The 16,779-nt window shown below is 39.0% G+C and carries 13 protein-coding genes and 1 pseudogene; 4 read left to right on the forward strand and 10 right to left on the reverse strand.

Translation table 11 applies throughout. The features are described from left to right. A pseudogene (locus NHH15_RS13675) lies at window positions 1-321 on the forward strand (hypothetical protein); the annotation flags it as partial. On the opposite strand, the gene NHH15_RS13680 reads toward NHH15_RS13675, so the two are convergent. From NHH15_RS13680 to hcp, 3 genes are all read right to left on the reverse strand, one after another. Continuing rightward, window positions 318-2,081, reverse strand: a complete 1,764-nt coding sequence (locus NHH15_RS13680) for a DUF2207 domain-containing protein (RefSeq protein ID WP_262067214.1) — start codon at window positions 2,079-2,081, stop codon at window positions 318-320. The pseudogene NHH15_RS13675 and the gene NHH15_RS13680 sit on opposite strands and share 4 nt — an antisense overlap. Beyond that, on the reverse strand, window positions 2,065-2,619 hold the full coding sequence (locus NHH15_RS13685) for a LemA family protein (protein WP_262067215.1): 555 nt from the start codon (window positions 2,617-2,619) through the stop codon (window positions 2,065-2,067). Before NHH15_RS13685 ends, NHH15_RS13680 begins: the two co-directional genes overlap by 17 nt. A gap of 111 nt (window positions 2,620-2,730) precedes the next feature. Beyond that, a complete protein-coding gene (gene hcp, locus NHH15_RS13690) occupies window positions 2,731-4,356 on the reverse strand; it encodes a hydroxylamine reductase (protein WP_262067216.1) in 1,626 nt (541 codons plus the stop codon). Between the two features lie 101 nt (window positions 4,357-4,457). Here hcp and NHH15_RS13695 point away from each other — a divergent pair, with 101 nt between their 5' ends. Beyond that, window positions 4,458-5,114 carry a Crp/Fnr family transcriptional regulator gene (locus NHH15_RS13695; RefSeq protein ID WP_262067217.1) on the forward strand — a complete coding sequence of 219 codons (657 nt, stop codon included), beginning with the start codon at window positions 4,458-4,460 and terminating at the stop codon, window positions 5,112-5,114. Between the two features lie 54 nt (window positions 5,115-5,168). Here the strand turns inward: NHH15_RS13695 and NHH15_RS13700 are convergent, their stop codons facing one another. Then, window positions 5,169-5,372 (reverse strand): cold-shock protein, encoded by a 204-nt coding sequence (locus tag NHH15_RS13700; protein ID WP_262067218.1) that lies wholly within the window; start codon window positions 5,370-5,372, stop codon window positions 5,169-5,171. A 291-nt stretch (window positions 5,373-5,663) separates the two neighbouring features. Between NHH15_RS13700 and NHH15_RS13705 the strand changes: the two genes are divergently transcribed. Then, window positions 5,664-6,998 (forward strand): MATE family efflux transporter, encoded by a 1,335-nt coding sequence (locus NHH15_RS13705; RefSeq protein ID WP_262067219.1) that lies wholly within the window; start codon window positions 5,664-5,666, stop codon window positions 6,996-6,998. Here the strand turns inward: NHH15_RS13705 and NHH15_RS13710 are convergent. After that, the gene (locus NHH15_RS13710; RefSeq protein ID WP_262067220.1) at window positions 6,977-7,762 is read right to left on the reverse strand and encodes a DUF6179 domain-containing protein; all 786 of its coding nucleotides are present in this window, start codon (window positions 7,760-7,762) and stop codon (window positions 6,977-6,979) included. The two genes, NHH15_RS13705 and NHH15_RS13710, sit on opposite strands and share 22 nt — an antisense overlap. Window positions 7,763-7,771: 9 nt before the next feature. After that, window positions 7,772-8,308, reverse strand: a complete 537-nt coding sequence (locus NHH15_RS13715) for a DUF6323 family protein (RefSeq protein ID WP_262067221.1) — start codon at window positions 8,306-8,308, stop codon at window positions 7,772-7,774. 290 nt (window positions 8,309-8,598) lie between these two features. Between NHH15_RS13715 and NHH15_RS13720 the strand changes: the two genes are divergently transcribed. Continuing rightward, window positions 8,599-8,841, forward strand: coding sequence for a hypothetical protein (locus tag NHH15_RS13720; protein WP_262067222.1), 243 nt, complete (start codon window positions 8,599-8,601; stop codon window positions 8,839-8,841). A 34-nt stretch (window positions 8,842-8,875) separates the two neighbouring features. Here the strand turns inward: NHH15_RS13720 and NHH15_RS13725 are convergent, their stop codons facing one another. The 4 genes from NHH15_RS13725 to NHH15_RS13740 form a co-directional block, all read right to left on the reverse strand. Beyond that, the gene (locus NHH15_RS13725; protein ID WP_262067223.1) at window positions 8,876-9,589 is read right to left on the reverse strand and encodes a class C sortase; all 714 of its coding nucleotides are present in this window, start codon (window positions 9,587-9,589) and stop codon (window positions 8,876-8,878) included. Further along, complete coding sequence (locus NHH15_RS13730) at window positions 9,570-10,406, reverse strand: class C sortase (RefSeq protein ID WP_262067224.1); 837 nt, start codon at window positions 10,404-10,406, stop codon at window positions 9,570-9,572. Before NHH15_RS13730 ends, NHH15_RS13725 begins: the two co-directional genes overlap by 20 nt. A gap of 63 nt (window positions 10,407-10,469) precedes the next feature. Continuing rightward, entirely contained in the window at window positions 10,470-12,062 is a 1,593-nt protein-coding gene (locus NHH15_RS13735) for a SpaH/EbpB family LPXTG-anchored major pilin (RefSeq protein WP_262067225.1), read from the reverse strand. Between the two features lie 4 nt (window positions 12,063-12,066). After that, on the reverse strand, window positions 12,067-16,551 hold the full coding sequence (locus tag NHH15_RS13740) for an isopeptide-forming domain-containing fimbrial protein (protein ID WP_262067226.1): 4,485 nt from the start codon (window positions 16,549-16,551) through the stop codon (window positions 12,067-12,069). Window positions 16,552-16,779: the final 228 nt, after the last annotated feature.

Consider the following 16,779-nt stretch of genomic DNA (forward strand, 5'->3'; position numbering starts at 1 on the left):
GGTGTCGTTTTTGTATTATTTTTTGTAGTAGTTTATGGTAGCTACACCAAGATATTTCCGAAATTAGATTTCAGTCAAAATCCTTTTCATTGCCGACAGGCAAGTAAATCAATTCATCTCACTCCCTATAGAGGAAGGAGAATTCTTGATGTTTTTGTTAAAAATGAAACCTTGGATGCCTTAAGCATGGATTTTTCCTTTGATCTCTGGGAAGAGTATGAAAGTACTTCCATGATTCGCATCTGTACCTCTTGGGCAACAACAAAAGATCAGATTGATTCTTTGTTAGAAGCCTTAGAGGCACGAAGTACACTGAGCTAGCGCACTCCTCCGCCTCCGCCTCCGGAGAAGGATCCTCCTCCACCACCAAAGGAGCTGGATCCCCCACCTCCGCTGGATCTTGCCGCTTCACTGGCAGCATGCATTCTGGTCACTCCTCCTATGGCAAAGGATCTGGTTGCCATCATCGTATAATAAGGATCAATCTCTGAATACTGATTGAATTCTGGATACAGTCTGCCAATTTCCTTTTCAACTTGATCTGCCATTCCAAGAACAGAGGCAAATACAAGGTAATCTTCCCATAGAACGATTTCCTTTACTTGTTTCTCTCCAAGACTTGAAAATTCCTTCAGGAATTTTTTAAAACCAACACTTTGAAGAACCAATTCTTTAAATGCAGGAGTGAAAAGTCTTTTGTTTCTGGTATATTTAAATAGTCCCAAAAACTTATCCTCTTCCTGACGGCTCAAGGCGTATCCTCTTCCTTCTAAAGTTCCCTCCACCGTAGAAATTGCATTATCAAACCAAGCTTCCATTTTCGTATAGTTTTTCCTGCACCATTTTTCAAACTCTTTATTTTCTAATATTCCATTGCTTCCTGCTGCCTTTTTGAAATAGTCATATAGTTCCCTTTCCATAGGCGTAAGAAAATCCGATCCATCACTTAAAAAATGAATTTCATAGCTCTCCTTCTTTTTAATGAATCCCTGAACCTCTTCTTTTACAAACTCCACCTTCTTCTGGCGAATCCAGTTTAGTAAAAGGGCTGTTAAAAGACCTGACTGGGCTTCCTTTTCCGATACAACATTCCCCGTTCTGATAATGTAATAGAAGAGGAATAAATCCTTTTCAGCTGGAATGTCACGAAAATAGTTTACCTCGCTTTCCTTCGGAAGTCCTTTCGTCCCATCTGAAAACTCAAGGGCCGCCAGCTTATTTTTCGGACTCTTGAAATAGGCACGGAGAAAGATAACTGCTGTAAAGATAAAGCAAATTAGAATGCGAATAATTCTCCCCACATTCACTCCGCCATCTCCGTAGTCACTTCCTTCTTTTGCTTCATCGACCATATCTTGAAAGTTCCTGTCTGAGTGTCTTTCATTTCCACCACTAAACTCAGCTCCTTGAAATCCGGCAAGAACATTGACATACTGTATTCTCCCCTGTTCTCCTTCACTATTCTTGTTACTGGCCTCTATATAGTAACTCGCATCTTCGTTCTGTTTTACCTGAATTTCTCCTTCAAACCCAAAAGCATACACCTTCGTCTCTTCTCTAAAAAGGATGCAGTTTATTCGAAGAGAAAAATCCTCTGGCATAACACTCATGCCCTCATTTAGCAAGCGGTAATTCATACCGCTCATGTCCTCATACTGATCTACAAAGTTCTCAATCTGATAAGTCATCGTAAAGGTATGCCGGCCATAGCTTCCCACTCCAAAACAAAGCTCATAGTCATCTCCTCTTTGAAGAATTCCTGATTTGTGTGCCTTCTCTTCAAAAGATACAGTTGTATCCCAAGACCCCTGAGATTCAAAGATTTCATCTCCCTCCTGAACCTTCAGATCAGTAATTGGAGATCCTTCCATTCCTTGCATTTCTTTATAAATCTCAGTTCCTTCTTCTACATCAATGTCCCACACCTCTTGAATCTCTGCACTTCCATCTTCTTCTATGTTGATTTCCATGTGAATACTATAAAGGGTATTACCTTCTGCCTTTCCGGTTATGCCTGGCAATAGACAACACACAAGGAGCAGAAAAATTCCGGTTATAATTTTTTTACTTGTTGAAATCAACTTTGGGCACCTCTCTATCACCTTCTGCAACTGTAAACAACTCAAATGACTGAAAATTAAACATTCCCGCTATAATGGAAGATGGGAAGGTTTCCTTCAAGTTCATGTAGCTGTACACCGAATCATTATAAAATTGTCTTGCAAATTGAATCTTGTTTTCCGTCTCTTCCAAGTTCTTTTGCAGATTATTAAAGGATGTATCTGCCTTTAACTGTGGATATGCCTCTCCCAGCATCATAATACGGTTCAACGCACTACTTAATTCCCCTGAAGCTTCCATCTGCTCACTTTGATTACCTGCACTTAGATACTTGTTTCTTGCAGCAATGGTTGCCTCTAAGGTATCCTTTTCATGTGCCGCATATCCCTTAACTGTTTCAACTAAATTGGGAATTAAATCAGCTCTCCGTTTTAGAACCACATCAATTTGTGACCAATTCGTCTTTACCTTATTCTTACTTCTTACCAACTTGTTGTATGCACTAATCACAAAAACTACCAGCAGTGCAAGAATTACTAAAACAATTATTAATACCATACTCTTAATCCTCCTATTCTTATTGTTTTTATCATACCATATTTCTCAAATATCGGCTTCTTCTTTCTGCCATAAATATAAAAAGGATGCCAAAAAGCATCCTTTTTATATTTATAGAAACAATTTCATATCTTCTTCTACTGTTTGACTCTTTGCAAGTCCAAACTTATCTACAACAACATCCACCACATTAGGAGATAAGAATCCTGGCAGTGTTGGCCCAATATGAATATTTTTGAATCCCATGGAGAGAAGAGCCATTAGGACTATAACTGCCTTTTGCTCGTACCATGCAATATTAAACTCAATCGGAAGATCATTAATATCTGCAAGCTCAAATATTTCTTTCAGCTTTAAAGCCACTACTGCCCATGAGTAGGAATCATTACATTGACCTGCATCCAATACTCTTGGAATACCACCGATGTCTCCCAATCCCAATTTGTTATAGCGATATTTGGCACAGCCAGATGTGAGAATCACAGTATCCTTTGGCAGCTGTTTGGCAAACTCTGTGTAATATTCTCTGGATTTCATTCTTCCATCACAGCCACTCATCACAAAGAACTTCTTAATTGCCCCAGTCTTAATTGCTTCTACAATCTGATCTGCCAGTTCAAACACCTGATTATGAGCAAATCCACCAATAATTTCTCCTTCTTCAATCTGAGTCGGTGCCGGCAGCTTCTTTGCCATTTCGATTATTGGCGAAAAATCCTTATACCCCTTTTCATCAGGAACAATATGAGGACATCCCGGATATCCTGTAGCATTTGTAGTGAAAATTCTTTCTCTGATTTCTTCTTTTCTTGGTGGAACAATACAGTTGGTTGTGAAAAGAATCGGTCCGTTAAAGGATTCAAACTCTGTCAGCTGCTTCCACCATGCATTTCCGTAATTTCCAACAAGATTATCATATTTTTTGAAATACGGATAATAGTGGGCAGGAAGCATCTCACTATGGGTATATACATCTACCCCTGTTCCCTTGGTCTGTTCTAACAATTGTTCTAAATCTGTCAAGTCATGTCCAGATATTAAAATGGCAGGATTGCTGCGAACTCCTATGTTTACCTTTGTAATGACTGGATTTCCATATTTTGAAGTGTTTGCCCCGTCTAATAATGCCATAGACTGTACTCCCATTTCACCTGTTTCTAAAACCAGCTTCACTAAATCATCCGCTGTAAGAGAGTCATCTTCAATTTCTGCCAGTGCGTGATACATAAATTTATAGATTTCCAGATTCTCTTTTCCGATATTAAGAGCATGCTCTGTATAAGCTGCCATCCCTTTCAGTCCGTAGGTGATAAACTGACGTAACGAACGAATATCCTCATTTTCCGTAGCTAAAACTCCTACCTCCCCAGCCTTTTGAATCATCTCTTCTTTCGTCTCGACAGTAAAAACTGCACTGTCCTTTACCGGAACATTTCCATACTTCTTTTTCAGATTATCTCTTAGCTCTAAGATTGCGCTTATCTGCTTTGCAATTGCATCTCCATCAAAGTTCGCATTGGTAATTGTCGTAAACAAAGAATTTATCAGAGCATGGTTTACTTCACCAATCTCACTTACATCAATTTTGTTTGCAACAACAACTTCTGCAACTCCTTTTAAGGAATAGATTAAAAGATCCTGCAGCTTTGCAATCTCTTCTGTTTTTCCACAGACACCTCTGACTGTACAGCCTGTTCCCATTGCTGTTTCCTGACATTGATAACAAAACATACTCATAATATTTTTCCTCCTATGTGCTTTGATTTCGTTGATTTATTTGCATTATAGCTTTATACTCAAGAAGAATGTGTGACCAATGTAACGAAAACGGAGGTTTTATGAAAGCTTTAGACTTGATTAATAAAAATGATATACTGGGGAAACTATCTTTAGACTTACTTAATAATCTCCTGAAAAACGGGAGCTTTATCACCCAAGAATATAAACCGGATTGTATGATTCATTTTGAAGGGGATCCTTGTGTAAGTCTGGATATTATTTTAGATGGAATTATTGCCGTGGAACGGTATGACAAGGATGGAAATGTATTCACCGTAAATGAGTTTTCTCTTCATGACATCGTTGGCGGAAACCTGCTGTTCTCTGATTCCCCCTTTTACCCCCTGTCAGTACGTGCGAAAACAAAGCTTACCACTTTGACAATTAAAAAGGAAGATTTACTTCCATTGTTATGTGAAAATCCAGAGTTTCTTTCTGCTTTTTTAAAGCGCATCTCAAATCATGCAGTATCTCTGGGAGAAAAGGTTCACTATTTGGTTGGGAAAAGTATACGGGATAAGATAATTGATTATTTAAGAACGGAGCGAAAAAAGCAAAAAAGCCAAACAATTTATATGACTCTTTCCAAAAAAGAATTAGCGGAACGCTTAGGGATACAAAGAACGTCTCTTTCCAGAGAATTGGCAAAAATGAGGGATGGAGGGATCATTACTTTTGATGCAAAATCCATTACAATTATTTCCACCTCCATATAAAAGCAGAAAAAAAGAAGCCCCACTAATCAGCGGCGCTTCTTTTTCATCGTTTAATTAAGCAACACAAACGTTAACTGCCTGAGGTCCACGATTTCCTTCTGTTACATCAAATGTTACAGACTGTCCTTCTTCTAATGTCTTGAATCCGTCCATTGCAAGACCTGAGAAGTGTACGAATACTTCCTCATTTGTTTCTTCGTTGGTGATAAAACCAAATCCTTTAGTTGCATTAAACCATTTTACTGTACCTTTATTCATTGAAAAGATACCTCCTTTTTTATATTATATTTCATGGTAAACGAAAAAAAACACGCATTTCGCAAATCTTAAAACATGATCTACAAAACACGTGAATCAAAGTCTCATCCAAAATACTTCTTTATCCTATCACAGACCCTTTTCTTTGTCAAACTTTTTTTGACTTTCTTTTTTTACTATGCTATACTGCCACTAGTCGGAGGGTATATTTACATATGCTGGATAAGATGGCAGGGATGCTGCAGTCTTATCCTTTTTTTGACGAGAAATATAGAAATAGGAGTTACAAAAATGAAACAAAGAGAAATCACCTTTACTTCTGGAAGTATTCCAAAAGCCATGCTGATATTCGTTGGTCCCTATATGCTTGGCATCTTACTTCAAAATCTGTACGGGGCTGTAGACTTGTTTGTTGTGGGTCACTACGCCACAACTGCAGATGTATCGGCTGTCACCATTGGAAGTCAGCTTATGTCCATTGTCACCCAGCTGATTATTGGATTTGCTACCGGAATTACTATGCGAATTGGCATTTCTTTTGGAGCCAATGACCAAAGAAGTCTTTCCAAAACCACTGGAAGTGCTATTTTACTTTTTAGTGTATCGGCACTGGTATTGATGACCATATACTTAGCCTTTCATGCACTCTTCGTGTCTGTGATGCAGACACCTTTTGAAGCCATAGAAGCCACAAGGAGTTACCTTTTAGCATGTGCTATTGGAATCCCTTTTATTGTAGGTTATAACGTAATCACCAGTATATTAACTGGCATTGGTGACTCCAAGACTCCTTTTTTATTTGTCGCAGTTGCTTGCTTTATCAACATAGTCCTTGATGTAATATTAGTCAAATATGTACAAATGGGAGCTCTTGGTGCCGCTATTGCAACCACAGTCGCTCAAGCAGGTAGCTTTGCCTTTTCCCTTTTTTTCCTTCGTAAAAAAGGCCTTGGATTTTCCCTCAAAAAAGAAGATATCCGCTTTAACAAGGTTTACATTGGACATATAACCAAAATCGGCTCACCAGTAGCCATTCAAAATTTGATGGTTACTCTTTCCTTTCTGTTTGTAACCGCAATTATAAACCAGATGGGACTGATTGCCTCTGCTGCCGTTGGAGTTGTGGAAAAGCTGATCACCTTTTTATTCGTACCTGCTACATCCATGGGCACAGCCGTTGGAACCGCCTCCTCTCAGAATCTTGGCTCAAAGCAAAAGAAACGAGCACAAAAGAGTATGTGGTGGGGCATTTTAATGGCCCTAATCCCTGCTGTGATAATTGTCATCATCTGTCAGCTTCGGGGAGACTTACTAACTGGTATCTTAACCGGCGATATGGAAGTTGTAAAAAAAGCCACCAACTATTTGCACTCTTATATTTTTGATATCTTACTGGTAAGCTTTGTCTTCTGTATGAATGGATACTTTAATAGCCTTGGGAAGTCCTGGTTTAGCTTGCTCCACAGCTTAATCACTACCTTTTTAGTCCGGGTTCCCTTTGCTTTTATTTTAAGCCGGCTTCCCAATGCCAGCCTTTTTTCCATTGGCTGGGCAGCTCCTGCGTCTACCTTACTGTCATTAATTATGTGTCTGCTTTTCTTCTTTTATGAAAGTAAGCGGAAATAGAATTCCGGAGCATAGGATGTAAAATAGCCTTCTTTCAGGCTCATCCTTTGCTCCATAATCTCAAGAAGCTTCACAGCCTTGAAAATCCCCTTCTCCTTTCCATCTTCTAAAAAGAATTCCTGTACCTCCTCTTTATCTCCTTCCGTTATTTGAAGAGCCTCTACACTTTTTCCTGCAATCATGCAAAACAAAGCCTGTCTTAATACAGCATACGTAATATTGTCCATGTAATTATTCTTATAATCTCTTACCGTTTCCTCTAAAACCTGCATTACTGCCTCAGGCGGAAAATGCTCCAGAAACTCCTTTTCTATTTGAATATTCTCCATATAATCAAGAATCAAATCCACTCCTCTTTTTTCCTGTGTTGGGAATAACACAGGATAGTCCAGGGTCAAAATATGATTTTGAGGCTCGTAGATTAAATCATACCGGACAAAAAATCCCGGCATCCCTTTTACTACAGTATCCCTGTAATTCCTTACATGATAATCTTGAAAATCCTCTAGGACTTTCAAATAGATTTCTTTTGCCTGATAAACTTTCTCCTTTGTCATTTCAATCCCCTGGTGATACAGTACTTCCAAAGGTGTTGTCTTCGTCCACAGCTTCTCCTTTTCTGTGAAACACTCTTCTACATGGTATAAGATTCCATCCATTAAAACCTGAGCCTTTTCATAAGTAACAGACGTACTTTCATAAGATACATTTTTATGTATCACCTGATTTAAAAGCTCCAGTAACTCTTCTTCGCTATACTCCATAAATACCTCCTACCAAAACAACTCTTTTACCACCGACAAATAAACATCCTTATCCCATCTTTTCTCCGTACTAAGTTTTTCGTATTTCTCCCTTCTGGTTTCATCACTCTCTTTCCATCCTGCTTTAACTGCTTCTGCAAACCTTGCCAAACACGTTCCCCCTAAATAGTCCAGATCCCCACAGCAAATTTCGTCATATTGTTCTCTCATAAAACAAAGCAGCTCCTCATCACTGATTTGATCCATACACTCATTTTTATAGAGGTAAAATAACTCCTGGAGCTCCGTTAAGGTTTCCAGATAGCTGCTCTGATTGATGTACTGAGAATCGCAAAATGCCTCTACTAAACTCCCTAATATGCTCTCTCCCAGCTCTATCCGCTTATACATCCTTAGTGTTTGATTCTTGCTTTCAACAAGCTGCAATGCCTCCTTCTCAGATAATACAAGCTGAAATCTTCCTGTGTCTGCATTTCGTTCCATTAAATCATGTACTTCCTTCTTCTTCGTAACAAGTGATAACCCCGTTAAATCTTTTATCTCCATTGGCACACCTCCTAAGGTTTAGACAGTATACCTCTGTTTCCACCCTCTTACAAGTCTTGAAAAAAAGGTGATTTTGTGGTAATATAGAAGCAGAAAAAAGAGAGAAATTTCTCTCTTTTTTTAATGCATTCTCGGAATTTTGACACAATCCGCACAATTTTCTCCCCTTCTGCTCATACCGGATAATTTTCTTTATTTGCGCTCCCTTGCGTTTGTATTGCAAATAACGCATTTGCTATACTTTAACCATACACAAACGACAGTTACAGCATAAGGGGGCTTATAAGGAAATGACAGTAAGTGCAATTCAAAAAACGCCATTGACAGAGAAATTATATGAAGTATCCACAGAGCTCGGGATGAATATTATGACTTCCGATGATCAAGAGTATCATAACTTTGGAGCTTTCTTTTTTGAAAGATATAACTCAATCCAGGACAAGAATCTCTACTATGCATATGATACAAGAGACGAGGAAATACAGATATTCGATGACAGTGTGGATGCACTCAGATGGTGTAAGCTTAAATAAAGAACAGACCTTCCAATGGAGGGTCTGTTCTTTATTATTTCCGTTCTGCATAAACCAAATAGCGATAAGTACTTTCCCCATAGGGATGACAGGTTAGTAAAGTAAGCATGTCCTTTCCAGGCTGAATCAGCACCTTATCTATTTCTGTGGGATTAATCACAACTGTTTCACTCACTACATAGGTCAGCTCTTCTTTAAAATTCCGAAGATATATCTCATCTCCTACTTGAATCTTATCAATATCCTTAAACATTTTCGCCTTATAATATCCGCGATGAGCTGCAATTACTGCATTGGTATTCTCTCCTCCTATTGGCATAGAAGTATGGGTAAGAAGGGTTGCCCCTAATTTCATATTTTCATCACTTGCTCCCAAATATATAGGCAGCTCTATCTCTGCTGAGGGAATATGTAAATGTCCGATTATATTATCATCAATACCATAGGGTGCTAAATCAAATCCTTTCTGAGCAAAGGCAAATGGATCCTTTAGCTGATTTTGTCCTGTCTCATACAGTTCCTGATTATACTTTAGAAGAGCTTGATATAGGGCCTCTATCTGAGGGTTATCTTCCTGCTCCTGATATTTCTTATCAAACAATTGGATTGCTTTTCCAGCTTTTTGTTCGTAATGCTTTTGCATAATATGAGGGTACAATAGAATACCGAACCCAACGACAAAAATCAATATCCCTATGATAAGGGGAATTCTTCGTCCCCTTTCATGCCTACCTCTTCTTTCGCCCATTTCCCTTACTCCTTCGTCTTCCAAAGAATATTAGAATCCCTAGAATTACTAAAGCTGCTGCAGCTGCAATATACGGCCACCAGACTGCTGCACGAATACTTCTGCTGTTATCTATTGTCTGGGTATGTTCTACATCATAAGGAACTCTCGTTCCCCGAACCAATAAACGATGTGAATTCACCCCATAAGGTGTACAGGTTACCAAGGTAACGTAATCTTCTCCTGGGACAGGTAATAGATTTTCTGTCTCATAGGGCTCCACTGTCTCGATACGGTCTACTTCATATTTTAATACATCATTTAATATATGTATATAGAAAATATCCCCTTCTTCCAGGTCAACCAAATCTGTGAAGAGCTTTGCTTTTGGAAGGCCTCTGTGGCCACTGATAACAGAGTGTGTTCCATCTCCTCCTACTGGAAATGAGGACTGAAGCAGATGTCCTGCGCCCTTCTCAAGTACTTCTTCACTGGTTCCATGATAGATGGGAAGATTGACCTTTATTTTGGGAATCTCTATGGAGCCCATCACCCCATTAAAATCTAAAATCTGAGAATAGTTGTCAGGAAGAACCATTCCACTATCTTGAATAAAAGGGTCCTTAATGTGTTCTCCCGATATACTCGCATTGTATTCCTTCGCAAGCGCCAACTCTTTTTCTACTTCTTCTTCCGTATATTTGTCCAGATTGTTTTCATAAACAGCAATCACTTTTTCTTCCTGCATAGAAGCCAATATGCCGGATATAACCGGATACATTAACAGGCCTAATCCAATTAGAAAGAGGATTCCTACCAACCATTTTTTACTTTTCATCACGTTCATCCTTAACGAGAATTGAACGGCCAAAAAGCCGTTCAATCCATAATTTATTTTTGCTTATGCATTATTTTTTTTTGATTTTCTAATAATGAGAATCGCTGCTCCCATTAGGAGAATTCCAGCTCCTGTGAAAAGGATTGTTCCCATTCCACCTGTTTTTGGAAGTATAAATTTCTCGTTGTTATGTACTTTAGTAGCATCTGTTATTGTTGTTAAACTAGATTTCTGTCCTACTTTTACAATTACAGGATTTTTCAGTAATTGATATCCTGATGGTGCAAAAGTCTCCATAACATAATAGTCTGTTGTATCCGTAGCTAATGGTCCATATGCAAGACCTTCAAATTGTACATAACCTGTTGTTGCATCTGATTCTACTTCGTATATTGGGTCAGATGTTGAGGAATAATCAGAAGCTCCTGGAAGAGTGATTTTTCCAGTTGTTGCGTTTCTCTTAATATATTTTCCTGCTTTTGCGTTAGCTGCTGTATCAGAGATTGCAAACTTTGCACCACCTAATACTGTACCATTGCTTCCCTTTACCTTTGTAAGACCTGTTGAACCTGTATGTACATCCGGTTTTGGTTTATTAGGATTGCTACCATCTTGTGTATTCTTTTCATAAGAATAATTCAAACTGTTTGTATAGTTAAGAGTTGCTACGTTTGTAATGGAATCTACTGATATTGCCGCTTTATTTACTGTTGTTGTAATTCCTACTACTAATTTGTCTGCCTTCGTATTTTGTACCTTTTCTTTACCTGCATTTGTTAGAGTTACAACAACTGTTACTGGTCCATCTTCTACTCCAGAAGGACTTACTGTATAGTCTCCAGGTGTTGTTAATGCCAATGCTGTCTCTGCTGCCCCTTTAATTGTTTTAAAGGAAACACTCTTATAAGTAAGTCCTGCTGACAAAGCATCTGTAATTTTATATTCTTTTGCATAAATCTTAGTCGTTCCATCATCTGCCAAATAGCATAAATCGGAAGGAATCTCACTTACGATTCTCCATGTTACATCATCTCCAACATTTGCTCCCTGGCTTGTCTGTCCTGCTTTTTCAATCTCTTTTTCAACTTCTGGTCCATCTTTTACTTTATTTTTTGGATATGCATGTACCGCATAATTCCAGTCTGTTCCATCTGCATTTGTCATTGGCAAAGAGATAAGGAATGGTTCACCTAACTTATTTGCTACCGCACTTGTATCCCCGTTATCAAGTGCAGGGTTGTTGATTTCTTCTACTAAATAGATTCCTTGGTTTGCTGCTGAAATCGTTGTAGTTGCCTCTCCACTTGAATTGGTCTTCATCGTTACAGCATCTGCATCTACGATTCCATAAGTTCCTTTGTTTTCTAAAACATCCTTTGCTATTGGCCAAGCCTTTTCTTCCCCTGGTGACTGTTCAATATTGGTTTTATAAATCTTAAACTCAACATTTTCTAATGGTTTTGCGCCTGCCAAATCTGTTGCAGGATTCAATGCCTGTCCATTTCCATTATCCTTTATCACTGTACTATCATACTTGTGAATGGTAAATGTAACATCTTTTGTTGTGTCAATCGGTGCCGCCTTTACATTAATGCCAGATGTCAAAACCAGCATGGCAACCATTAATAGTGAAAGTACGCTTTTTAACTTTTTCATATTTTTACACTCCTCTATTCTTCCTTTTTTTTATATAAACCATACCTGTAAAGCCTAAGATCATAAGTCCCATAAGCATAATCATTACTGCTGTAATCGTTGATCCTGTCTTTGGTAAATCATAAGTTTTGTAATTATAAATTACGTATCTATTCTTTGCCGTATCCAATTCAACTGCTGGAGGCGTTCCACCATTTAACGCTTTCTTAGCAGCAAATTCTACCTTTACACTCTTGGGAGTTGTTGTAGTGTCTTCCGATATTGTAATTTCCCAATGACCGTATGGTAATTGATATCCTGCCAAAGTCTTTGTCTCATAAAGCTTATAGGTTCCTGCTGCTAATCCAGTAAAATCAAGCTCGCCTGAAGGATTGGATGTCTTAGTACCCTTTGATGTAAGACCTTCCTTAAGTTCAAACTCTACCCCATTCATTGGGCTATTACCATCACTGCCATTCAGTTTTAGAATCCCTATGTCCTTACTTACTTCCCATTGGGCATAGAGCGTCACATTTTCATCTGGCATTAAGAATGAATTTTTATCTTGATCTGATGATTTTGGATCATAGAAGGTTCCACTACCATCCGCTTTGGTATTCCAGCCTGTAAATTTGTAATCCGGTATTGCAAGAGATCCTGTATTATCTTTAACCGTGACTCTTGAACCAATTGTGTGGTCATCATTGTCTACAGGTACTGTTCCTGTTGCGGCACCATTTGCATCATAAGTTACACTGAAAGCATCATTCATACTTACCGTATTCGAAGTTGTGCCATCTGGAGTTCCACCTGGCTTTGATGCATTCGTTCCAGTACCACCCTTTTCTGCTGGATTAATCCAATAGGAAGCAGTATTGACAATCCCGTCTTTAGCATCTCCCGAATAGTCGCTTGGAACCTTTACCTTAACATTAAGAACTGCATCTTTGCCTGTGTAACCCGTAAGCTGGGCAGCCGTTAATTCCACCTTAATCAACTTATTGTCACTATTTGTAGATATTGTTCCTATGTCTGTTCCATCTACCTTGAAGGTTGTTCCTGCTTCAAATGTTGTTCCTGCTGGTGCTTCATCTACTATAATCATGTCTGTATATCCTGCGAACGTAGAGGGCATCTTAAAGGAAATCTTGTAATCAAGAATCTTTTCTGTTCCTTTATTGATTGTAATTGTATCTACATATACATTTGAATCATTTTTAACCTGCTTCTTTAAATCCTTAGGTTGTTCGATCACAACTATTTTCGAATCATTGCTATCATCTTTTGTACTTTCATCATTATTGACAACAATGGTTGCTTTATTGGTAATCGTTGTTCCTTCTGCCACATCTGCAAGTGCTTTAACGGTAATATCCATCGTCACCTTTGCATCCGCATCTGGTAAAAGTTTCACTCCTTCTGCGTTCAAGGTCAGTGTCAGCTTTCCTGATGTAAATGTCAATTCACCTACTTTTGTTCCAGAATTTTCAACATCATTACCATTCAAGGTCAGATTGGTTGATCCTACTTTTACGGTTACTGACTTAGGAGATGTTCCTGATAATGTCAGCTCAGTCGGAAGTGTGTCAGTGATTTCAATCTTGTTGTATCCAGCTGTACCAGTCGTTGGAAGATGCATCTCCACCCTATAAGTGTAAATATCATCCTTCTTTACTTCTTTCACCGTAACATCATCAGTGAAATCCCCTGCTGCATCTCCCTTTTTAACCTGCTTTTTAAGGGTTGCTGAGGTTGAATCTGCTAATGTTACAATAAAGTTTACATTATGAGCACTGGTTCCATCTTTCGTTACTTTGGCTGTTGTGGCAGCTGGTGTTTTTGAGTTTGCAACTAAATACTCTGTTGGCTCAATGGCTGTCGCCTTTAGCCCAGTTCCACCAGAATTGACTTCAATATTACCATTCGCTCCATCTGTCCAGTTGGTGGCACCATGTGATGTCCATGTATACTCTTTAAATTCCGAATCCTGAATTGTAAGACCTAATTCTGCGTATGCTGTTTGCCAGCCTGTCTTATAAATTTTTTGGAATTTATTAGAATAATATTCATTTACAATCCCATTGTTTTTTGAAATTATTTTTTTGCCATCTGTGCATGGATGAACTGCTGCGTGAGCATCTCCAGCCTCTCTGCTGTATGGATGTACTGTAGTACCGTTTATCGTTCCATTATCTGCAGTAATATCTCCTTCTATACTTAGCACACCGCCTTTATCATCTGCTGTTGATGCCAAATCTGTACACGCACCACTAATAGTTCCACCAGTGGTTGCTGAGATATCACCTTTTGCAATGATTCCGGCATCTTTTGCCTTAACTGCTGTTAAGGTTCCTTTATCTACTGATACCGTTCCTCCTGCGTTAACACCGACAAGATTGTTTTCTGGTGCTGTTCTTCCTATAATTGTAATGTCTGAATTTGTATCATTCACCGAAAGATTCCCTCCAGCTATAACACCTGTCTCATCAGACGAAATATCAATTGTTCCAGTGGTACTTAATAACACATGACCATTTGTGGAATCAGTACAAGAAATACCACCTTCACCTGTATACGTGCCATTTATCTGTTCGTATTTCCCAAATACTGATGCGAATGAACATCTCGGTCTACTATCATATGCTTCCGGAGGAAGATTTTCTGCTGATACCGTTGAGACAACTGTACTATTTGTACTTTTGTAATCATATGACAAATAGATACCATGTCCCCCAACCGAGGCACTTGTTGCTGTTAATACAGCATTATCCAATGTTAGATAACCTGCTGAAAGACCATTCGCATAATGATTACTATCATTCGATAACCCTACCGATGTTGCTGTCAATTCCGAATCAGATACAAACACTTTTCCTCTGTAATACTGTGAAAGTGATGAAAATCCATCACAGTTTCCATTTGCTCCGTACCCTTCTCCGGTAACCTTAGCTCCATTAGTTATACGAGTAACAGCTCCAATATCATGTGATGTACGGCTACCCACACAAATCCCAGCCGCTCCTCCTTGTCCGATAACCGTTGCACTATCAACAACTAAAACATCATGATCATCTTTTTCAATAGTTTTATCGCTATTATACCCCGTTGCCCAAATTCCAAACATAGGTCTGTATTCTTGTGAATTTGTCGCAGCGCCATACACATACGTTGTACTTCCTGTTATTGTCAGAGTGCCTTGAGTTGCAATCCCTGCTGTATAATAGTGCGGCTCTATTCCATCCGAATTCGTGTAACCTTCCACGTGTGCACCGCCTGTGATTGTCATATCTCCTTTAGCACAGATTCCTCCTAGCGTTCCGGCTCCATCTGCCGTTCCTGTAACTGTAGCATTATCAATAAGCAAATCACCATATGAGAAAAACCCTGTCTGATAACCTATAGAAGTTGCCTCTGCTCCTGATAAAATCTGAATACTTCTTGTTCCATATACTGACTTCGACTTCTCTGTAACTGGTCTATACGTAGTACTGACAAGCATATCTCTATCATAGCATTCAGCATAAAACGTAGCTCCGTTGATTATTTCAATATCCCTCGCGAAAAGTCCTATATAATCTCCTCGAAAGTCAACATTCGCTCCATCAACTATTACTCTCTCAACTGCAACACCAGCAACAGTCGATTCCATACGCAGCCCGGCACCGGTTATCAGGATTGAAATATTGGGAGTATTCAGGTTTACTTCTTGACTCTGATCACTATATCCATTATCAGTAATAAGTTTCCCTGCACCTGTAAAGGTCGCCGTCGCTTTATCACCATATACATATTTAATGGTTGTATCCGCAATTGTATCAATCGTTACCGTTGCACCGTCCTGTATCTCTACATAAGTTACTCCTGGTGTAATTGTTCCTCCTGATATCGGATTTGTACCTGCCACATCAAAAGAGGTTCCATTAAGAGTTAATACATCTCCATTTTCCAACTCAATTTTGTCACCTGAAAAACTTGCCATTGGCGCCATTGCAACTGGCTCTGGATTGGTTGGCAGCTCCTTCTGTACATTTCCATAGATTGGAGTAAGTACTATATTTTCCACTACCCCCTCGGCAATATCATATTCTGTTGCCTCTGTTTCCTCTTTTTTGAGTTCGTTGGATAGGCTTCCGCAATCAAATGCTGCCTTATCCTCATCCGAAAGAGCATTATATGTAGCTAATGCCTCGTCTACTTCTGTAGCTCGTTTCGTGATGTCTTCATTGGCCTTTTCACTTTCAGCCTCTGTGTACCATCCCCAGAATTCCTTTCCTTCCGGCACTTCTCCTAAATCAGGAAGTTCCTCACTTGGAAATTCTTGACCTTCTGTGATGTCTACTGCTTTTAATTCGTTCCCATCTGCATCAACAAATTGGACGGTATACACAGTTTCTGAAGGTCTCTCGTCCTCTTCTGGCTCCTGAGCCAACGCAATCATTTGACTCGGAATAAGCATTGTCACGACTAACAACCATGCCAGAAAAGAACTTAGTCCTTTCTTTTTTCTCATACATTTTCCTTCCTTTCTCAAGCCCCCGCCTGTTGTATATATTCGCTTACGCGAAGCTTCCTTTTAATAAAGGTAATGATGCAAATGACCATAGCCATAGCATCTATTAAAGTGTATCAAATGCCCCATTTGCAATACAAACACATGGTAGTGCAATTAATTCTTTTTGTTATATATGCGCCCACTAAGAGCTTTTTGTGTCTTTTGTGTTCTATTGGCATCAAAAAA

Source organism: Aequitasia blattaphilus (assembly GCF_024721305.1).
Classification (GTDB): Bacteria; Bacillota; Clostridia; order Lachnospirales; family Lachnospiraceae; genus Aequitasia; species Aequitasia blattaphila.